The sequence below is a fragment of the Polaribacter sp. genome (assembly GCF_051251875.1).
In the GTDB taxonomy this organism is placed as follows: domain Bacteria; phylum Bacteroidota; class Bacteroidia; order Flavobacteriales; family Flavobacteriaceae; genus Polaribacter.
The window spans coordinates 26,884-47,094 of sequence record NZ_JBPOGL010000030.1; the positions used below are offsets into that span (position 1 = coordinate 26,884).

Here is a 20,211-nt window from a genome sequence, read left to right on the forward strand (position 1 = left end):
ATTCACAAAGTTCAAATAACTTATTGACAATGTTATCAAGAAAGGTGAAGGGATTAGACCCGTTGAAGCCTTAGCAACCCTTTAGAGATAAAGAAGGTGCTAAATTCTACCCAATGCTAAATTTATTTTAGTATCTCTACAAAGAGATTGGATAGATAACAAAAAAGAAATTTACTGTTCCGGAAATTTCTATTTTCTTCATAACATTTTTCTAGTAAGTACATCATACAAAATGATGCATTAAACTTTTGGTTTTATCTCAAACAGGTTCATAATAGTAAATATTTTGTATCTTTTGAAAACGAATTTCCTGTAAAATAGGAAACTAAATTAACTAAAAAAAAATAGAAAAATGAGTACGCACAAATTAGCAACAAACGCATTACACGCAGGACATGACGTAACACAAAATGGAGGTACTAGAGCAGTGCCTATTTACCAAACAACATCGTATGTTTTTAACAATTCAGAACATGCTGCAAATCTTTTTTCATTAAAAGAATTAGGTTTTATTTATACACGTTTAAACAACCCAACAAACCAAATTTTACAAGATCGTTTGGCGGCTGTAGAAGGCGGAATTGCAGCCGTAGTTTTTGCCTCTGGTACAGGTGCAATTGCAACAGGTTTATTAACACTTTTAAAAGCTGGTGACCATATTGTTGCTTCTAGCAGTTTGTATGGAGGAACTTACAATTTATTAAGCGTAACCTTACCAAGGTTGGGTATTACCACTACTTTTGTAGATGCTTCAAATCCAGATAATTTTGCAACAGCTGTACAAGACAATACAAGAGCATTTTTTGTTGAATCTTTAGGGAATCCAAAATTAGATGTGTTAGATTTAGAGGCAATTTCTGTACAAGCTAAAGCTGCAGAAGTACCTTTTATTGTTGATAATACAGTGGCAACACCAGCGTTATTAAATCCTATTAAACACGGAGCAAATATTGTAATTCATTCTCTAACCAAATATATTGGCGGACAAGGAACTTCATTAGGAGGTGCAATTATTGATGCCGGAACTTTTAATTGGGCAAACGGAAAATTCCCTGAATTTACAGAGCCTTCTGCAGGTTACCACGGTTTAAAATATCATGAAGCTTTAGGTGCAGCAGCCTTCACTTTTAAATTAATTTTAGAAGGTTTACGTGATTTTGGCGCAGCTTTAAGTCCAACAAACGCATTTAATATTATTCAAGGTTTAGAAACCTTACCTGTTAGAATAAAACAACACTCAGAAAATGCTTTGGCATTGGCAACTTGGTTAGAAGCGCAAGAAGAAGTTACTTGGGTAAATTATCCTGGATTAGCAAGTAGTAACTACAATACTTTAGCAAAAAAATATTTACCAAAAGGACAAAGCGGATTGGTAACTTTTGGGGTAAAAGGCGGTTTTGAAGCAGCAAAAACAATTGCAGATAATACCAAACTATTCTCTTTATTAGCAAATATTGGTGATACAAAATCATTGATAATTCACCCAGCAAGTACAACACATCAACAATTAGATGAGACAGCACAAGCTAGCGCAGGTGTAAGTCAAGATTTAATTAGATTGTCTGTTGGTATTGAAGATTTAGAAGATTTAAAAGCAGATTTAAAAGCAGCTTTTTCGAAGATATAATTTTTATTAAAATGAATTCTGCAAGGGACTTCAGTCCCTTGTTACAACATGAAAGAAGTACTACAACATATCAAAATTAAAAATTTTACCACAGAAGTTGGTGCATCAATTTCTGAACTGAATTTGAGTTACCAGGTTTTCGGAAAAGAGTTAGGTATTGCGCCTATAATTTTAGTAAACCATGCACTTACAGGAAACTCAAATGTTGCTGGAAACAATGGTTGGTGGCAAGACATAGTTGGTAAAAACAAAGCCATAAACACAGACGTTTATACTATTTTATCTTTTAATATTCCCGGAAATGGATTTGATGGTTTTTTAATTGATACCTATAAAAGTTTTATTGCAAGAGATGTTGCAAGGATATTTTTACAAGGATTAACAGCATTAAAAATTAATAAATTATTTGCTTTAATTGGTGGTTCTTTAGGCGGCGGAATTGCTTGGGAAATGATGGTTTTAAACAACAAATTAACCCAACATTTTTTACCCATTGCCACAGACTGGAAATCTACAGATTGGTTAATTGCCAATTGCCAGATTCAAGAACAATTTTTGGTAAATTCTAGCAATCCTGTGCATGATGCACGTATGCACGCCATGTTGTGTTACAGAACTCCAGAGTCTTTTAAAGAACGTTTTCATCGCTCTAAAAAAGTAAATTCAGACATTTTTGATGTGGAGAGTTGGTTGTTACATCATGGTAAAAAACTACAAGAACGTTATCAATTATCTTCCTATAAATTAATGAATCAATTATTAAAAACAATTGATGTTACCATAGGAGGAAAAAAAGATATTGAAATTCTAGATAAAATTGATGCTCATATTCACATTATAGGTGTAGATTCTGATTTGTTTTTTACAGCCGAAGAAAACAGAGAAACACACAAAAAGTTAGCATTAACAAAAGAAAACGTGACCTATAATGAAATTAATTCTGTGCACGGTCATGATGCTTTTTTAATGGAATACAGCCAATTAGAAAAAATAATAGAACCCATTTTTAATAAAGATTACAGAGAAAAGAAGATGAAAATTTTAAAGTTTGGAGGAAAATCTTTAGCCAACGGCAAAGGCCTAGAAAATACTATAGATATTATTGTAAATAAACATAAAAACAACGAAAAAATTACGGTTGTTCTTTCTGCTCGTGGTAATTCTACCAATGAGTTAGAGTCCATTTTACAAAAAGCAGCATCAAAAAAAGAATATAAATCTAAGTTTGAAAAATTTAAAGAATACCAACTAGTACCTAATAACTTAGTAGATTTATCCGAAGAATTTTCAACCTTAGAAACCATTTTTGAAGGTGTTTCTTTATTGGGAGATTATAGCCAAAAAATAAAGGATGTAGTTTTAGCACAAGGCGAATTATTATCAGTAAAATTATTGGCAAGTTTGTTAGAAAAATTACAAGTTTCTGCAAATGCTGTTGATGCAAGATCTTTAATTATAACCGATGAAAATTTTGGAAATGCACAACCAATAACTTCAGTTTCAAAAGAAAATGTAATCAATTATTTTAAGAAAAATAACGATACTATAAATATTGTTACGGGTTTTATAGCATCCAACAAAAAAGGAGAAACCACTACCCTAGGTAGAAACGGAAGTAATTATACAGCAGCTTTATTGGCAAATTATTTAGATGCCAATGAATTGCAAAATTACACACATGTTAGCGGTATTTACACGGCAAACCCAGATTTGGTTGCAGATGCTAAAAAAATTGAACAATTATCCTATTCTGAAGCAAATGAATTGGCCAATTTTGGAGCAACCATATTGCATGCAAAAACCATTATTCCGTTATTAGAAAAAAACATCAATCTTCGTATTTTAAATACCTTTAACAAAGAAGATAAAGGAACTTTAATAACCTCAGAATCATCAACAAAAGGCATAAAATCTATTTCTACTATAGATAATGTTGCTTTGTTAAATTTTGAAGGAAGAGGTTTGTTAGGTAAAATTGGTGTAGATGCGCGTATTTTTAGAGCTTTAAGTGATAAAAACATCAACATAAGCATTATTTCTCAAGGTTCTTCAGAAAGAGGAATCGGATTAATAATTGATGCAGATAGAGCAACAGAAGCAATTACAGCATTAGAAAAAGAGTTCGAAAATGATTTTTATTCTCAAGATGTAAATCAGGTTTCTGTTGTACAAAATGTATCTGTAATTTCTATTATTGGCCAAGATTTGAGTGAGTTTCATCACGCCTATAATGCTTTAATAAAAAATCAAATTAAACCTGTTTTATTCAACAATACCGTTTCTGGTAAAAACGTTAGTTTGGTGGTAAAAAAAGAAGATTTATACAAGGCTGTGAATGTAATTCACGGACAAGTTTTTGGTGTTACCAAGAAAATAAACATTGCCATTTTTGGAAAAGGTTTGGTTGGCGGAACCTTAATTGATCAAATTATAGAAAATACCCAATCTGTTTTAGAACGCAGAAAACTTCAACTGAACGTTTTTGCTGTAGCAAACTCTAAAAAAGTGCTGTTAAAAAAAGATGGTGTTTCTAAAAATTGGAAAAAAAATCTGTTAGAAAATGGTGAAGAAAATATAAAAGTTGATGATATTATTGCATTTGCGAAAGCCAATCATTTTGAAAACTTAATAGCCGTAGACAACACTGCAAGTGTTCATTTTGTAAGCAATTATATTCCTTTAATTGAAGCAGGATTCGATTTGGTTTCTTGTAATAAAATAGCCAATACCTTGTCTTTTGAATTTTACAAAGAAGTAAGAGCTAAATTAAAAGAATACAAAAAACAATACTTGTACGAAACCAATGTTGGCGCAGGGTTGCCTTTAATTGACACCATAAGATTATTACATGAATCTGGAGAAAATATCACCAAAATTAGAGGTGTTTTTTCTGGATCATTAAGTTATTTATTCAATAATTTTTCTGCTAAAAACGCAGCTTTTTCAGAAATATTACAAGAAGCAATTGACAAAGGATTTACAGAACCAGACCCGCGTGAAGATTTAGGTGGAAATGATGTTGCCAGAAAATTATTAATTTTGGCAAGAGAATTAGAATTAGAAAATGAATTTAATGAAGTTGAAATTAAAAATTTAATTCCAGAAAATTTAAGAGAAGGTTCTGTTGATGAATTTCTTAGTAATTTAGCACTTTTAAATGATGAATATCAAACCCTAAAAGACAGCCAAAAACCAAATCACGTTTTACGTTATATTGGAGAATTAAGTGGAGATTTATCTCAAAATAAAGGAAAATTAGAAGTAAAATTAGTTTCCACAGATAAAAGTACTCCTTTAGGATCGTTAAAAGGTTCTGATGCAATTTTTGAAATTTACACAGAATCTTACGGAGAACAACCCATTGTAATTCAAGGTGCTGGCGCTGGCGCAAGCGTAACAGCAAGAGGAGTTTTTGGAGACATTTTAAGATTAGCAAAACATAATAACTAGATTATTAAAAGATTGAAAAAATTAAAAATTCAATCAACCAATTATTCAATTTTTTAATCATTTAATTTTTCAATAAAAGATGAAAAAACATTTCGAAACAGAAGCCATCAGAAACCAAACAGAAAGAAGTCAGTTTTCTGAACATTCTACACCTTTATATTTAACCTCTAGTTTTGTTTTTGATGATGCAGAAGACATGCGCTCATCCTTCGCAGAAGAAAAAGAACGTAATTTATACAGCCGATTTACAAACCCTAATACCACAGAATTTGTAGATAAAATTGTGGCTATGGAAGGTGCAGAAGCTGGATATGCTTTTGCTACAGGAATGGCAGCTATATTTTCATCATTTGCAGCTTTATTAAGTGCCGGAGACCATATTGTTTCTTGTAGATCTGTATTTGGATCTACACATGGTATGTTTACCAATTATTTGCCAAAATGGAATATTGAAACTTCATATTTTAAAGTTGATGAAGTAGATTTGATAGAGAGTTTAATTCAAGAAAACACAAAAGTTCTTTATATAGAAACACCTACAAACCCTGCTGTAGATATTTTAGATTTAGAATTAATTGGTAAAATTGCCAAAAAGCACAACCTTATTTTTATTGTTGATAATTGCTTTGCAACACCTTACATTCAGCAACCCATAAAATTTGGTGCAGATTTAGTAATACATTCTGCCACAAAATTAATTGATGGACAAGGAAGAGTTTTAGGTGGCGTAACGGTTGGTAACGCAGATTTAATGCGAGAAATTTATCTTTTTGCAAGAAATACTGGTCCTGCTATGTCTCCTTTTAATGCTTGGGTTTTGTCTAAAAGTTTAGAAACTTTATCTATTAGAGTAGAAAAACATTGCGAAAATGCTTTAAAAGTTGCTCAGTTTTTAGAGGAAAATGAACAGGTGAAATTTGTAAAATATCCATTTTTAAAATCGCATCCACAGTACAAAGTAGCTAAAAACCAAATGAAATTAGGTGGTAATATTGTTGCTTTCGAAATTAAAGGAGGAATAGATGCTGGTAGAAACTTTTTAGACAACATAAAAATGTGTTCATTATCTGCTAATTTAGGAGATACTAGAACCATTGTTACACACCCATCTTCTACAACACACGGACGTTTATCTTTAGAAGATAGATTAGAAGTTGGTATTACAGATGGTTTGGTTAGAGTTTCTGTGGGCTTAGAACATGCAGATGATATTATTGCAGACTTACAACAAGCATTAAGTAATTAAAAAAAGAATTTTTTTGGCTCTTTGTTGTTTGTAAATGATAAATGAATGTAAACGTTATTGCTTTTCCATACAGTTTGTTACTCGTAGGCGTTTTGCATACTATTAACTAAATCTTGCGTGAGACTCCTACGGAGTGACAAACAAGGTGGTTATGAAAACGAAAAATTCAAGAAAAAGGTGTCTATTTTTATAAACATCCTTTTTTTTTAAAATAACCTAGCCACTATAAACAACATAGACCCCTATTTTTTCTTATTTTTAGCGTACTTTTTATAAAAATGAAATTATGAAGTTATTAAATATTGCTTTTACTTGTTTGATTTTTATAGTTCTTTGTAGTTGTAGTTCTAATGATTCTAATGAAGAAGAGGTATCAGAAAACATATCTTTATCTTCAATTTCAGAATTTTCTGCAAACCAAGAAACACAAACTGTTCTAGTAACTTCTAATTTAGAGTGGACAGCTAGTGTGAACACCAATTGGATTACAATTACGCCGTTAAAAGGTACCAATAATGGAACAATAAACATTTCAGTAACCGCAAACACTACAAGTGCTAAACGTGCAGGTTTAATAACCATTACAGGAGGAGATATTTCAAAAACCTTAATAGTTTCGCAATTAACAAAAGTTAATAAAACTCCCTCAGAAAATTTTGATTTATCTACCTGGAATTTAAGTATTCCTGTAAACAATGGTAATGGCACAGCAACAACAATTACTGTTCTTGAATTAAATAACACCTATGAAAATGATGCTTATTTTTATTCTGAAGATGATGGAGGAATGGTTTTTAAATGTCCAGTATCAGGATTTAAAACATCTATAAATACAAGTTATACAAGAGTAGAGCTTCGCGAAATGTTACGAGGTACAAATACTAGTATTAGCACACAAGGAGTTAATAAAAACAATTGGGTTTTTGGTACTGCGCCGCAAGCGGATAAAAATGCTGCAGCAGGTTTTGATGGCGAAATGTCTGCGACTCTTTCTGTAAATCATGTTACAACTACCGGTGATTCTGGTCAAGTAGGGCGCGTTATTGTTGGGCAAATTCATGCAAATGATGATGAGCCGGTTCGTCTTTATTATCGGAAATTAAAAAATAATTCTTTAGGATCTATCTATTTTGCACATGAACCTACAGAAGGCAATGGAAGTGAGCAATGGCATGAAATGATTGGTTCTAGAAGTAGTACTGCATCTAATCCATCAGACGGCATTGCGCTTAATGAAAAATTTAGCTATACTATTAAAGTTGTTGGAGATGATTTAACAGTTAGCATCATTAGAGAAGGAAAAACAACTATTGTTAAAACCGTAAATATGGAAAATAGCGGGTTTAATGTAGGCGGACAATACATGTATTTTAAAGCTGGTGTTTATAATCAGAACAACACTGGCGATGCTACAGATTATGTACAAGCCACTTTTTATGCTTTAGAAAAATCGCATACTACAAATTAATAAAGTATTCACTTTTATTTTTTATTTCCGTTCATTAAAATTAATGAATTTTTGAATTTATATCAATTTTTAAACGGATGCGCTGCAAATCAAGAGCTTCTTTTTACTTAATTCTAGTTTTTTAAATCAAAAAACTTTATCCTACTATTTTAGTATGGTAATTGTATTAAATTGTGTAATTTTGTTAAATGCTATCAAAAAAGACAAAATACGGAATAAAGGCCCTTACCTATTTGGCAAGACTACAAGATAAAGAACCCGTTTCTATTGCCACGATTTCTAAAAGTGAAAATATTTCTTTAAAGTTTTTAGAAAGTATTTTATTAACCCTTCGTAAAAACGGATTGTTAGCTTCTAAAAAAGGAAAAGGTGGTGGCTATTATCTTTTAAAAGAACCAGAAGATATTCAAATGACTACTATTATGAGAATATTAGAAGGGCCAATTGCTATGATTCCTTGTGTTAGTTTAAACTTCTACGAAAAGTGTGATGACTGTCCTGATGAAAACCTCTGCGCTGTAAATAAGCTAATGATACAAGTAAGAGATAGCTCTTTACAAATTTTTAAAAATACTACTTTGGCAGATTTGTGCAACTGTTAATAAACTTATTTCGAGTAATAATAAGGGAAACAATTGCCATTATTAAGATTGAAACAATCTCTTTAGTTTAGTTTATATGTACTAGTACTACTTGTTGTTTGCGTGCATTAGAATTACCCAAAAATTACCTTAAATTATTTAGCAACTAAATCCTTATAGTGATTTCATATTCGCAAATTATTTGCCTTTTTTTTATTAATCTACTAAATCTATAGGGTTTTACTAATTTTTAAGATTTAATCTTTACTTTTTGTATAATAATGATGTATGTTTGCATACCCTACTAAAGCAGTAGGATAATTATTTGAATTAATTTTTTTTATGATTTTAGACCAAATCATTTTTAGCAAAAAAGCACAGACTAAAGGTTTTGAAGAAGATAAAACTTCTGAAAAACCTTTACGAAGTGTATTAAAAGCATTAAGCTGGAGAGTTATAGGTACCTTAGATACTTTAATAGTATCGTACATATTAACAGGAGAAATTGCCTTGGCAACCTCAATAGCTTCAGTAGATTTTTTAACAAAACTAGTTTTATACTTCTTTCACGAAAGAGTATGGAATAAAATAAAATGGGGAAAGTAATGAGCGTGAACCTAGAACAAATAAACGAAGACCTTAAAAGTAAAAGTCCAGCAGAAATTATTGCTTGGGCTATTTCTTTTGCAAAGAATCCTGTAATTACAACCAACTTTAGACCTTATGAAGTTGCAATTTTAAAAGCTGTTACAGACGTACAAAAAGACATTAAAGTAATTTGGTGCGATACAGGTTACAATACTGTACAAACCTATAAACATGCAGAAGATATTATAGAAAAATTGAATTTAAACATTCATTTATACACTCCAAAACAAACAGCTTCTCATAGAAACGTTGTTTTAGGTGTACCTTCTGTAGATGATCCTAAACATGTACTATTTACTGAACAAGTAAAATTAGAACCATTTGCAAGAGCTATGAAAGAACATACACCAGATGTATGGTTTACAAACTTAAGAAAAGGACAAACCGCTTTTAGAAACAGTATAAATGTTGTTTCTCAAAGTAAAGATGGTATCATAAAAGTGAGTCCGTTTTATAACTGGTCAGATGAACAATTAGATGCTTATTTAGTAGACCAAAATTTACCAAATGAGTTTACATATTTCGATCCAACAAAAGTAGAAAGTAACCGCGAATGTGGTTTACATATTTAATTAGAATAATATTAAGTAAATACTCTTAAAACACCCGAGTAAGAGTTCCTTCCCGTTGGGAAGGTTAGGATGGGCTTATAATTATGAGTCAAGAAACAATACAAGTAGATGCTTTAGAAAGTGAAGCAATTTTTATTTTTAGAGAAGTAGTAGCGCAGTTTGAAAAACCTGTTTTATTATTTTCTGGAGGAAAAGACAGTATAACTTTAGTGCGTTTAGCGCAAAAAGCATTTTATCCTGCAAAAATTCCTTTCCCTTTAATGCATATAGATACAGGACATAACTTTCCTGAAACCATAGAATTTAGAGACAGATTAGCCAAAGAATTAGGTGTTGAGTTAATTGTAAGAAATGTACAAGACAATATAGATTCTGGTAGAGTAAAAGAAGAAACTGGTAGATATGCAAGTAGAAATATGTTGCAAACAGAAACTTTATTAGATGCCATAGAAGAGTTTGGTTTTGATGCTTGTATTGGTGGCGCAAGAAGAGATGAAGAAAAAGCAAGAGCTAAAGAAAGAATCTTTTCTGTAAGAGATGATTTTGGTCAATGGGATGAGAAAAACCAACGTCCAGAAGTATTTGATATGTTAAACGGACGAATAGATTTAGGACAAAATGTACGTGTTTTTCCAATTTCTAACTGGACAGAATTAGACGTTTGGTCTTATATAGAACAAGAAGATATTGAAATTCCATCAATATATTTTGCCCACAAAAGAAAGATTTTTGTAAGAGATGGAATGATTTGGTCTGCAGATGATGAAGTTGTTTTTAGAGATAAAGAAGAACAAGTAGAAGAAAGAATGGTTCGTTTTAGAACTGTTGGAGACATGAGTTGTACAGCAGCCGTTTTATCCGACGCAGTCGATATTGCAAAAGTTGTAGAAGAAATTAGAGATTCTTCCATTTCAGAAAGAGGTGCAAGAATAGATGATAAACGTTCTGAAGCAGCAATGGAGAAAAGAAAACAACAAGGGTATTTCTAAATGCCCCTTTTTCCCCAAAGGGGAGAACAACGGAATCGTATTCTAAAAAACTGCTTCTTAGAAGTTTCAAAAACATCCTGCAAGGTTCTTGTGCTGAACTTGTTTCAGTATCAAAAACCTTGATAGGTATATTAAAAATAAAATTAATAATACTCGGTATGGGTTCCTTCCTTTAGGGAAGGTTAGTATGACCTTATTATGGAAAAAATAAAAACACAAACAAACTCAACTCCTTCCCCTTTGGGGAAGGCTGGGTTGGGGCACTTAAAAATAGCAACAGCAGGAAGTGTAGATGATGGTAAAAGTACCTTAATTGGTCGTATTTTATACGATACAAAATCATTGACTGATGATAAATTAGAAGCAATTGAAGAAAAAAGTAGACAACGTGGCTTTGACTATTTAGATTTTTCTTTGGCAACAGATGGTTTGGTTGCAGAACGCGAACAAGGAATTACTATTGATGTAGCACATATCTATTTTTCTACACCAAGTAAAAGTTTCATTATTGCAGATACTCCGGGTCATATAGAGTATACAAGAAATATGGTAACTGGTGCTTCAACTGCACAAGCTTCAATTGTTTTAATTGATGCAAGAAATGGAGTTATAGAACAAACATACAGACACTTTTTTATCAATAATTTATTGAGAATTAAAGATGTTGTAATTGCAATAAATAAAATGGATTTAGTTGATTTTTCTGAAGAAAAATACAACACTATCAAAGGAGAAATAGAATATTTAGCAAGTAAAAGTGAGTACAAAGGTCAGAATTTAACATTCATACCAATGTCTGCTTTACAAGGAGATAATGTAGTTCATAAATCTGAAAATACGCCTTGGTATAAAGGAGAAACGTTAATGCATCACTTAGAAAGATTAGATGTAGAAGATATTGCAGATGACTCTCAAGTTCGTTTCCCTGTACAAACTGTAATTAGACCAAAAACAGAAGAATACCATGATTTTAGAGGCTACGCTGGTAAAATTTACGGAGGTGATTTAAACGTTGGAGATGATATTGCAGTATTGCCATCTCAAACAAAATCAAAAATTAAAAGCATAAATTTCTTCGAAAAAGAATATCAAAAAGCAAAAAGAGGAAGTTCTGTTACCATTACGTTAGAAGACAATGTAAATGTTAGTAGAGGAGATATGTTAGTAAAAGTAAATGAAGAACCAACCATTGCAAAACAATTAGAAGCAACTATTTGTTGGATGGATAAAGAGCCTTTACAAGCATCTCAAAAATATTACATCAAACATGGTGTAAATGATGCACAAGCAAAAATTACTCAAATATCAAGCATTATAAAAACTGATTTTTCTGGTATCGAAGAAAATCCATCAGAATTAGTGCTAAATCAAATAGGAGATATACAATTAAAATTAAGCAAACCTTTATTGTTTGATTCATATAAAGACAATAAATCTAATGGATCATTCATCTTAATTAATCCAAAAACCAACAATACCGTTGGTGTAGGTTTTATCAAGTAAAAAAGATTAAAGAATAAGGTAGCTAGTACAAAGTAAAATTTATTGTAGAAAAGTGGAAGAATTAAGAAATTTATTACTTCATACCAACTACTTAATACTAAGAAAGAATGCAAAGTTTTAGAACAGAAATAGAAAACCAAGTTGTAGAAAAAGATATTATTGATTTAGCAGATAAAATTGCAAAATTTAATAATCTACAAATAGATGAAGAAAAATTTAGAAGTTTACGTTTAGCAAGAGGTATTTACGGTCAGCGCCAAGAAGGTGTGCAAATGATTCGTATTAAATTGCCTTTCGGTAAAGTATTAACAAATCAATTACGTAGAATTTCTGAAGTTTCTGATGAATATTCTATAGGAAGATTACACATAACAACGCGTCAAGATATTCAAATTCACTTTGTAGACATCAACAGAACTCCAGAACTTTGGTCTGAGTTAGAAAAAGATGAAGTTACCATACGTGAAGCATGTGGTAATGTTGTAAGAAATGTAACTGCATCAGAAACGGCAGGTATCGATTTAAACGAACCTTTTGATGTTTCTCCGTATGCAGATGCTATTTTTAAATTCTTTTTACGTAACCCTATTTGTCAAGAAATGGGACGTAAATTCAAGGTTTCTTTTTCTTCTTCAGATGAAGATACAGGGTTGTCTTATTTACATGACATTGGTTATATCGCTAAAATAGAAAACGGCGTTAGAGGTTTTAAAGTAATGGTTGCAGGAGGATTAGGTTCTCAACCAAGACATGCAGAAGTTTTATATGACTTTTTACCATCAGACAGAATTATTCCGGTAATGGAAGGTGTAATTAGAGTTTTTGATAGATATGGCGAGCGTAAAAGTAGAGCCAAAGCAAGAATGAAATTTTTATTAAAAGACATTGGTTTAGAAGCTTTTAAAAATTTAATTGAAGAAGAACAAAATGCCATAGAATTTAAATCTATTGCCATAGATGCAGATAGCTATGTTGCTTCAACACCCGTTGCTGTAAAAGCACCAGAAGCAAAAATAAAAGACCAAGCAGCATTTGATTTATGGAAATCTACCAACTTAATTCCTCAAAAGCAAGCAGGTTATGTGGCTATCGGAATTAAAGTTTTATTGGGAGATTTTTATACAGATAAAGCACGTTTATTAGCAGATTTAGTTGATAAATATGCAGCAGGAGAAATCCGTTTAACGCTACGTCAAAACATTGTAATTCCTTTTGTAAAGGAAGATTTAGTTCCTTATTTCTACCAAGAATTAGAAAAATTAGGATTTGTAGAAGCTGGGTACAACAAAGCTGTAGATATTACCGCTTGTCCTGGTACAGATACCTGTAATTTAGGAATTGCAAGTAGTACAGGAATTGCTGTAGAATTAGAAAAAGTAATTGCGGCAGAATATCCTCAGTATTTAAAAAATGAAGATCTTGTTATTAAAATTAGTGGTTGTATGAATGCTTGTGGACAGCATAATATGGCAAACATTGGTTTTCAAGGAATGTCTGTTAGAACACCAGATAAATTAGTTGCGCCAGCCTTACAAGTTTTATTAGGTGGTGGAAACTTAGGAAACGGAAATGCATTATTTGCAGATAAAGTAGTAAAAGTACCAAGTAAAAGAGGTCCGGAAGCTTTACGTAGAATCTTAAATGATTTTGAAGAAAACGCAAACGGAAAACAATTTATAGACTATTATAAAGTTACCGGAGAACGTTATTTTTACGACTTATTAAATGACTTGCAAGATGTAACCAACTTAACGCAAGAAGATTTTATAGATTGGGGAGAAGCAGAGAAATATGTAAAAGAAATTGGTATTGGAGAATGTGCAGGTGTTGTTATTGATTTAATTGCAACCTTGTTTTTAGAAAGCGAAGAAAAAATAGACAACGCAAAAGAAGCTTTTGAAAACAACGTATATTCTGGTGCAATTTACTATGCATACCAATCTTTAGTGAACTCTGCAAAAGCATTATTATTAGCAGAAAATAAGAAAACAAATACACATGCTGGTATTATTTCTCAATTTGATGAAGTGTTTATTGCATCTGGAAAAATAGATTTAGGAAGCTCATTTGCTGATTTAATTTACCAAATTAATAAATTTGCTCCAACAGCAGAATTTGCAAAAGAATATATTGAAAAGTCAATCAAACTTTTACAAAAAGTAAGAAAGTTTAGAGAAGCCGAAACCACAGTTTCTGCATAAGTTATAAAAAGAATGAAATTAAAAACACCAAAATTAACGGTTGTAGGTGCCGGTCCTGGAGACATAGACTTAATCACAGTAAAAGCCATTAAGGTTTTAAAAACTGCTGATGTAGTATTATACGATGCTTTGGTGAATGAAGAATTATTAGCGTATATAAACCCAGAAGCCGAACAAATTTTTGTAGGAAAACGAAGAGGATGTTACAAATATCAACAAGAACAAATTAATGAGTTAATTGTTGAACAAGCAAAATCTAGTGGGCATGTAGTTCGTTTAAAAGGTGGAGATCCATTCATTTTTGGAAGAGGTGCAGAAGAAATGGAATATGCAGCAAGTTTTGGTTTAGAAACAGCCGTTGTGCCAGGAATTTCATCTTCATTAGCTGTAGCTGCTTATCAAAACATACCCTTAACAAAACGCGGTAGTGCAGAAAGTTTTTGGGTAATAACAGGAACCACAAAAGATCATAAAATTTCTAATGATATTGAGTTGGCTGCAAAGTCTAACGCCACTATTGTAGTTTTAATGGGGATGAGCAAATTGCCTCAAATTGTGAAATTGTTTCAAGCAGAAGGTAAAAATAATGTACCTGTTGCAGTCATTCAAAGAGGAACTACACCTGAAGAAAAACTAGGAATAGGAACCGTAGATACCATAGAAAAAATTGTAGCAGATAATGATTTAAAAAACCCCGCAATTATTGTTTTGGGTGAAGTGGTTAAACATCGTCAGGCAATTTTAGATATTCAAGAACAGTATGCAAGTACTTTAAAAGAATAACAAAATGGAGAAGAACGAGTTATATCCAATCTTTTTAAAAACACAGCAGTTAGAAACCTTAATTGTTGGAGGCGGTTTTGTTGCACTAGAGAAATTATCGTTTTTATTAAAATCGAGCCCAAAATCAAAAGTAACATTGGTTTCTCCTTTTTTTAGAGAAGAAACTATTGAATTGGCAAACAAGTTTGATCTTAAAATGATTGTTGATCAATATCATAATTCTTATTTAGAAAACAAACATATTGTAATTGCCACAACAGATAATATTGATGTAAACATACAAGTTTACAAAGATTGTAAACAACAAAATATATTGGTTAATGTTGCTGATAACCCACCATATTGCGATTTTTATATGGGCGGAATTGTAACCAAAGGAAATGTAAAAATAGCCATTTCTACCAACGGAAAATCGCCAACAACAGCCAAAAGATTACGTCAGTTTTTTGAAGAAGTAATTCCAGAAAACATAGATGATTTAGTTAAAAATTTAAGTGAATATAGAAAAACACTCAAAGGAAATTTTGAGGAAAAAGTAGAAACATTAAACGAATTTACGAAAGGACTTTTAAAATAGTTTAAAGACCCTTCAAGTTTTAAAAAACTTGAAGGGTCTAAAATAGAAAGATTATGATTACAACAGACATACTTATTATTGGAGCAGGACCAACAGGATTATTTACAGTTTTTGAAGCTGGTTTATTAAAATTAAAATGCCATTTAATTGATGCCTTACCACAACCAGGTGGGCAATGTTCAGAAATTTATCCAAAGAAACCTATTTATGATATTCCTGCATATCCAGAGATTTTAGCAGGAGATTTAACGCATAAGTTAATTGAGCAAACAAAGCAATTTGAGCCTGGTTTTACTTTAGGAGAAAGAGCAGAAACCATTGACAAACAAGACGATGGAACTTTTATTGTTACCACAAATAAAGGTACAAAACATCATGCTAAAATTGTTGCTATTGCCGGTGGTTTGGGTTCTTTTGAACCTAGAAAACCATTAATACCTAATATTGCAGATTTTGAAGATAAAGGTGTTGAATACATTATTAAAGAACCAGAATTCTATAGAGATAAAAAAGTAGTAATTTCTGGAGGTGGAGATTCTGCTTTAGATTGGGCTGTTTTCTTGTCTGATGTAGCTTCAGAAGTAACTTTAATTCACAGAAGAAACGAATTTAGAGGCGCTTTAGATTCTGTTGAAAAAGTACAGGAATTAAAGAATTTAGGAAAAATTAGAATGATTACTCCTGCAGAAGTAAAAGGAATTATTGGTACAGATAAAGTAACAGGCGTTGCTGTTGAGAAAAAAGGAGAAGATGCTTTTATTGTTGATACAGATCATTTTATTCCTTTATTTGGATTGTCTCCAAAACTTGGTCCAATTGGTAATTGGGGATTAGAGATAGAAAAAAATGCCATTAAAGTAAATAACGCTTTAGATTATCAAACCAATATTCCAGGAATTTATGCAATTGGTGATGTAAACACCTATCCAGGAAAATTAAAATTAATTTTATGTGGATTTCACGAAGCTACTTTAATGTGTCAGAGTGCATATAAAAGAATTTTTCCAGATAAAAAATATGTAATGAAGTACACAACCGTTGGTGGCGTACAAGGATTTGATGGAACTAAAAAAGAAGCTCCAAAGGCCGTTGTAAAAGCGATTCAATAAATTGTAAATAGTTGTTGGTGCGTTATGCCTATTACTTGTGAATTCAAAGATTTGAATAATTATTAGCATAACCAAAAGCACACAATTATTCTTTTTGTGATCAAATAAAAAAACCTTCAGTTTCTATTAAATAATATTACTGAAGGTTTTTATAGAAGAACAAATCCTGATTTTAAAAGATTTTTATATATATCTTTGGTTTCAAATAAAGAAACTCGTTCAATGCTATATTTAGCAGTAAGATTTATTTTTATTTCCGACGAAATATCAGAAGATTTAATAAAAAAATAAAATAGCAAAAATGCTATTTAGATTAATAAAATCATTAAAATAACAGGTAGTTACTATTACATAACTACTAAAAATTAATCCCTAGTTAGATGCAAGACATCAATATAAAAATAACTGATAGAAATGGTGTAACACATGATGTAGTAGCACCAACAGACATGGCAATGAACCTTATGGAGGTTGTTCGTTCGTACGAATTAGCAGAAGAAGGTACCATAGGTATTTGTGGCGGAATGGCCATGTGTGCTTCTTGTCAATGTTACGTAAATTCAGATCATGAATTACCAGAAATGACGGATGATGAAGACCTTATGTTAGCCGAAGCATTTAATGTAGAAGACAATAGTAGATTAGGTTGTCAAATTCAAATGACACCAGAAATGGATGGACTAGAGGTAGTATTAGCCCCAGAAATGTAAAAGCTAAAATGAAAGAAGTAGAACAAATAGTTACGTTTAAAAACTATAGCATGTGTTTAAGAGATGCTGTAGCACTTTTTACCAAACAATTAATTAATAATTTGTTTGATGAAAACCATTTGTCTGAAAGCGGCCCGCAAACGAAAATAAAATTTTTAAAGATTTTAGAACGATTATCTATTGAAAATGGTCAAGATTTGTGGAATGATTTTGAAAATTCTTTTATAACCATTAGACAGAAATTAGATTTAGATGCTGCTGCTGCTGAAAAAAACGATCCGGCTGCTAAAAGTTTGGAAGAAATTTATTTAGCGTATCCTGGTTTTTATGCAATTGCGGTGCATCGTTTAAGTCATCAATTACTAAAACAAGAAGTACCTGTTTTACCAAGAATGATGAGCGAGTTTGCACACAGCACAACAGGTACAGATATTCATCCAGGTGCAGAAATAGGAGATTCTTTTTTTATAGATCACGCAACAGGAATTGTGATTGGAGAAACTACCATTATTAAAGATAATGTGCAGATATTTCAAGGAGTTACTTTGGGCGGAATTCAAGTAAAAAAGAGTTTAGCATCAACCAAAAGACACCCTACAATAGAAAGTGGCGTAATCATTTATGCCAATGCAACTATTTTGGGTGGTGATGTTGTTATTGGCGCAAATTCTGTTATTGGTGCCAATGTTTGTATTACAGAAACTATTCCTGAAAAGTCTGTTGTAACCGTGCAATCAGAAAATAATATTTTTCAAAAAAGAAATTAAAATGAAAACAAAAAGTATCATAGATTTTGTTGGAAATACACCTCTTGTAGAAGTACAAAATATCTTTAAAAAAGAAGGAGTAACTTTACTCTTAAAGCTAGAAGGAAACAACCCTGGAGGAAGCGTTAAAGATAGAGCTGCTTATTATATGATTTCTGAAGCCATCAAAAGAAAAAATATAAGAAAAGGAGATACTTTGGTAGAAGCAACAAGTGGTAACACAGGTATTGCATTGGCTTTAATGGCAAAGGTTTTAGGTGTAAATATGGTTATTACCATGCCAGAAAACTCTACCATAGAAAGAGTAAAAACAATGCGTGCTTACGGTGCAAAAGTAATTTTAACTCCTGCTGATAAGGGCATGGAAGGTGCCATTGATTATGCATTAAAATTGAAATATAAAAAAGGATATTTTCGCTTAAATCAATTTGATAATTTTGACAACCCAAAAGCTCATTTTAATACAACTGGGCCAGAAATTTGGAGAGATACAGAAGGTGAAGTTACTCATTTTGTTTCTGCCATGGGAACCACAGGTACCATAACAGGTGTTTCTGATTATTTAAAAAGTAAGAATAAAAACATTACCATTATTGGAGCGCAACCTAAAGATGGAGCTAAAATACCCGGAATTAGAAAATGGTCTGAAGAATATATGCCTGCTATTTTTAAAGCTAACAAAATAGATAAAGTATTAGAAGTAAGTGAAGAAGAAGCTAGAGAAATGACTATTCGTTTAGCAAATGAAGAAGGTATTTTTGCAGGAATGAGTAGCGGAGGTGCTGTAGCAACAGCTTTAAAAGTAGCTAACTCTATAGACAAAGGTGTTGTTGTTGCTATTATTTGCGACAGAGGAGATCGTTATTTATCATCAGATATTTTCGAATAAAACTAATTGCTATCATTATTTAATTTTTCAAAAAAGAACGCGTTAAAATTTATATCGATTATCTTTACTTTTTAAAAACATATTTATGAGTCAAATAATTACATTCGGAGAAGTTTTAATGCGCATTTCACCTTTAGGAAATAAAAAGTTTATACAATCTAACGCTGTTGAATTCTATTTTGGAGGAACAGAGCTAAATGTAGGAATCTCACTTTCTAATTTTGGCGGTCATGTAAAACACATTTCTAGCATTTCTGATGATTTTATTGGAGATACAGCTATCTCTTACCTTAATAAATTTGATTTAGACACCTCTTCAATTATCCGATCTGCAAGACCTTTAGGAGTGTACTTTTTAGAAGTTGGCGCTGTTATGAGAGCCAGTTCTATATCTTATAATAGATCTCATTCTTCTTTTTCAGAAATTGAACCTTCTTTGGTAAATTGGGAAAAAGCACTAGAAAAAGGTAAATGGTTTCATTGGACCGGAATAACACCAGCTTTGCATAAAGGTGCCAAAGAAACTTTAAAAGAAGGGTTAATTGCTGCAAGAAAAAAAGGAATGATTATTTCTGCTGATCCAACTTATAGAAGAGGATTGTGGAAATACGAAGAAAATCCTAAAGAAGTTTTATCAGAACTGATAAGCCTTTCCACTATTTTTATTGGTGGTATTGATGAAATGAATGAACTTTTAGGTACAAATTACAACTATTCGAATGAAGATTTTATAGCTGCTTCTAAGCAATTAATAGAAAAATTTCCTTCCATAGAAAAAGTTTTTGATAAAATTAGAACTTCTATTAATTCTTCTTGGCATAAAATTAGAGCCAGAATGTGGAATGGCAAAGAGTTTAAAGAAACCCAAGATTTAGACATTACACATATTGTAGATAGAATTGGTACTGGTGATGCTTTTGCTGCCGGAATTATACATGGATTAATGAATTTTGATGATGAAAAAGCCATTGAATTTGCAACCGCTGCTTGTGCTATTAAACACACTTATTTAGGTGATGTAAATTACGCCAATGAAAAAGATGTAATGACAATTTTAGGAGGAAATACAACTGGTAGATTAAATAGATAAT

General features: G+C 31.6%; 18 protein-coding genes and 1 riboswitch. All 18 genes read left to right on the top strand.

The features are described from left to right. Window positions 1-29: 29 nt before the first annotated feature. A riboswitch (SAM riboswitch) is annotated at window positions 30-162 on the top strand. A 190-nt stretch (window positions 163-352) separates the two neighbouring features. The 18 genes from ACSHW5_RS12955 to ACSHW5_RS13040 all read left to right on the top strand — a co-directional run bounded on the left by ACSHW5_RS12955 (window position 353) and on the right by ACSHW5_RS13040 (window position 20,210). Next, a complete protein-coding gene (locus tag ACSHW5_RS12955) occupies window positions 353-1,627 on the top strand; it encodes an O-acetylhomoserine aminocarboxypropyltransferase/cysteine synthase family protein (protein ID WP_435676564.1) in 1,275 nt (424 codons plus the stop codon). A 48-nt stretch (window positions 1,628-1,675) separates the two neighbouring features. Continuing rightward, on the top strand, window positions 1,676-5,077 hold the full coding sequence (gene thrA / locus ACSHW5_RS12960) for a bifunctional aspartate kinase/homoserine dehydrogenase I (protein WP_435676565.1): 3,402 nt from the start codon (window positions 1,676-1,678) through the stop codon (window positions 5,075-5,077). Window positions 5,078-5,156: 79 nt separating this feature from the next. Beyond that, window positions 5,157-6,323 (top strand): O-succinylhomoserine sulfhydrylase, encoded by a 1,167-nt coding sequence (locus ACSHW5_RS12965; RefSeq protein ID WP_435676566.1) that lies wholly within the window; start codon window positions 5,157-5,159, stop codon window positions 6,321-6,323. A gap of 286 nt (window positions 6,324-6,609) precedes the next feature. After that, the gene (locus ACSHW5_RS12970) at window positions 6,610-7,791 is read left to right on the top strand and encodes a polysaccharide lyase family 7 protein (protein WP_435676567.1); all 1,182 of its coding nucleotides are present in this window, start codon (window positions 6,610-6,612) and stop codon (window positions 7,789-7,791) included. Window positions 7,792-7,979: 188 nt separating this feature from the next. Beyond that, entirely contained in the window at window positions 7,980-8,393 is a 414-nt protein-coding gene (locus ACSHW5_RS12975; RefSeq protein ID WP_435676568.1) for an RrF2 family transcriptional regulator, read from the top strand. A 321-nt stretch (window positions 8,394-8,714) separates the two neighbouring features. Continuing rightward, window positions 8,715-8,978: a DUF2061 domain-containing protein gene (locus tag ACSHW5_RS12980; protein WP_435676569.1), complete on the top strand. Its 264-nt coding sequence runs from the start codon at window positions 8,715-8,717 to the stop codon at window positions 8,976-8,978. Then, window positions 8,978-9,592 carry a phosphoadenosine phosphosulfate reductase family protein gene (locus ACSHW5_RS12985; protein ID WP_435676570.1) on the top strand — a complete coding sequence of 205 codons (615 nt, stop codon included), beginning with the start codon at window positions 8,978-8,980 and terminating at the stop codon, window positions 9,590-9,592. Before ACSHW5_RS12980 ends, ACSHW5_RS12985 begins: the two co-directional genes overlap by 1 nt. Window positions 9,593-9,675: 83 nt before the next feature. Next, window positions 9,676-10,581: a sulfate adenylyltransferase subunit CysD gene (cysD, locus tag ACSHW5_RS12990; RefSeq protein ID WP_435676571.1), complete on the top strand. Its 906-nt coding sequence runs from the start codon at window positions 9,676-9,678 to the stop codon at window positions 10,579-10,581. A gap of 198 nt (window positions 10,582-10,779) precedes the next feature. Continuing rightward, window positions 10,780-12,084 carry a sulfate adenylyltransferase subunit 1 gene (locus ACSHW5_RS12995; RefSeq protein WP_435676572.1) on the top strand — a complete coding sequence of 435 codons (1,305 nt, stop codon included), beginning with the start codon at window positions 10,780-10,782 and terminating at the stop codon, window positions 12,082-12,084. A 107-nt stretch (window positions 12,085-12,191) separates the two neighbouring features. Then, window positions 12,192-14,285: a HEPN domain-containing protein gene (locus ACSHW5_RS13000; RefSeq protein ID WP_435676573.1), complete on the top strand. Its 2,094-nt coding sequence runs from the start codon at window positions 12,192-12,194 to the stop codon at window positions 14,283-14,285. Between the two features lie 12 nt (window positions 14,286-14,297). Beyond that, window positions 14,298-15,068 carry a uroporphyrinogen-III C-methyltransferase gene (gene cobA / locus ACSHW5_RS13005; protein ID WP_435676574.1) on the top strand — a complete coding sequence of 257 codons (771 nt, stop codon included), beginning with the start codon at window positions 14,298-14,300 and terminating at the stop codon, window positions 15,066-15,068. 4 nt (window positions 15,069-15,072) lie between these two features. Beyond that, entirely contained in the window at window positions 15,073-15,645 is a 573-nt protein-coding gene (locus ACSHW5_RS13010) for a precorrin-2 dehydrogenase/sirohydrochlorin ferrochelatase family protein (protein ID WP_435676575.1), read from the top strand. 53 nt (window positions 15,646-15,698) lie between these two features. Beyond that, window positions 15,699-16,754, top strand: coding sequence for an NAD(P)/FAD-dependent oxidoreductase (locus tag ACSHW5_RS13015; protein ID WP_435676576.1), 1,056 nt, complete (start codon window positions 15,699-15,701; stop codon window positions 16,752-16,754). A gap of 135 nt (window positions 16,755-16,889) precedes the next feature. Then, complete coding sequence (locus tag ACSHW5_RS13020) at window positions 16,890-17,045, top strand: four helix bundle protein (RefSeq protein ID WP_435676586.1); 156 nt, start codon at window positions 16,890-16,892, stop codon at window positions 17,043-17,045. An 89-nt stretch (window positions 17,046-17,134) separates the two neighbouring features. Continuing rightward, on the top strand, window positions 17,135-17,464 hold the full coding sequence (locus ACSHW5_RS13025) for a 2Fe-2S iron-sulfur cluster-binding protein (protein WP_435676577.1): 330 nt from the start codon (window positions 17,135-17,137) through the stop codon (window positions 17,462-17,464). 8 nt (window positions 17,465-17,472) lie between these two features. Continuing rightward, a complete protein-coding gene (epsC, locus tag ACSHW5_RS13030; RefSeq protein WP_435676578.1) occupies window positions 17,473-18,231 on the top strand; it encodes a serine O-acetyltransferase EpsC in 759 nt (252 codons plus the stop codon). Window position 18,232: 1 nt separating this feature from the next. After that, on the top strand, window positions 18,233-19,120 hold the full coding sequence (gene cysM, locus ACSHW5_RS13035) for a cysteine synthase CysM (RefSeq protein ID WP_435676579.1): 888 nt from the start codon (window positions 18,233-18,235) through the stop codon (window positions 19,118-19,120). A gap of 85 nt (window positions 19,121-19,205) precedes the next feature. Next, a complete protein-coding gene (locus ACSHW5_RS13040) occupies window positions 19,206-20,210 on the top strand; it encodes a sugar kinase (RefSeq protein WP_435676580.1) in 1,005 nt (334 codons plus the stop codon). Window position 20,211 lies beyond the last annotated feature (1 nt).

Excerpts from the sequence above, each read along its gene's own strand:
- ACSHW5_RS12955 (WP_435676564.1), top strand. The coding sequence starts at position 353 with ATGAGTACGCACAAATTAGCAACAAACGCATTACACGCAGGACATGAC.
- thrA (WP_435676565.1), top strand. The coding sequence starts at position 1,676 with ATGAAAGAAGTACTACAACATATCAAAATTAAAAATTTTACCACAGAA.
- ACSHW5_RS12965 (WP_435676566.1), top strand. The coding sequence starts at position 5,157 with ATGAAAAAACATTTCGAAACAGAAGCCATCAGAAACCAAACAGAAAGA.
- ACSHW5_RS12970 (WP_435676567.1), top strand. The coding sequence starts at position 6,610 with ATGAAGTTATTAAATATTGCTTTTACTTGTTTGATTTTTATAGTTCTT.
- ACSHW5_RS12975 (WP_435676568.1), top strand. The coding sequence starts at position 7,980 with ATGCTATCAAAAAAGACAAAATACGGAATAAAGGCCCTTACCTATTTG.
- ACSHW5_RS12980 (WP_435676569.1), top strand. The coding sequence starts at position 8,715 with ATGATTTTAGACCAAATCATTTTTAGCAAAAAAGCACAGACTAAAGGT.
- ACSHW5_RS12985 (WP_435676570.1), top strand. The coding sequence starts at position 8,978 with ATGAGCGTGAACCTAGAACAAATAAACGAAGACCTTAAAAGTAAAAGT.
- cysD (WP_435676571.1), top strand. The coding sequence starts at position 9,676 with ATGAGTCAAGAAACAATACAAGTAGATGCTTTAGAAAGTGAAGCAATT.
- ACSHW5_RS12995 (WP_435676572.1), top strand. The coding sequence starts at position 10,780 with ATGGAAAAAATAAAAACACAAACAAACTCAACTCCTTCCCCTTTGGGG.
- ACSHW5_RS13000 (WP_435676573.1), top strand. The coding sequence starts at position 12,192 with ATGCAAAGTTTTAGAACAGAAATAGAAAACCAAGTTGTAGAAAAAGAT.
- cobA (WP_435676574.1), top strand. The coding sequence starts at position 14,298 with ATGAAATTAAAAACACCAAAATTAACGGTTGTAGGTGCCGGTCCTGGA.
- ACSHW5_RS13010 (WP_435676575.1), top strand. The coding sequence starts at position 15,073 with ATGGAGAAGAACGAGTTATATCCAATCTTTTTAAAAACACAGCAGTTA.
- ACSHW5_RS13015 (WP_435676576.1), top strand. The coding sequence starts at position 15,699 with ATGATTACAACAGACATACTTATTATTGGAGCAGGACCAACAGGATTA.
- ACSHW5_RS13025 (WP_435676577.1), top strand. The coding sequence starts at position 17,135 with ATGCAAGACATCAATATAAAAATAACTGATAGAAATGGTGTAACACAT.
- epsC (WP_435676578.1), top strand. The coding sequence starts at position 17,473 with ATGAAAGAAGTAGAACAAATAGTTACGTTTAAAAACTATAGCATGTGT.
- cysM (WP_435676579.1), top strand. The coding sequence starts at position 18,233 with ATGAAAACAAAAAGTATCATAGATTTTGTTGGAAATACACCTCTTGTA.
- ACSHW5_RS13040 (WP_435676580.1), top strand. The coding sequence starts at position 19,206 with ATGAGTCAAATAATTACATTCGGAGAAGTTTTAATGCGCATTTCACCT.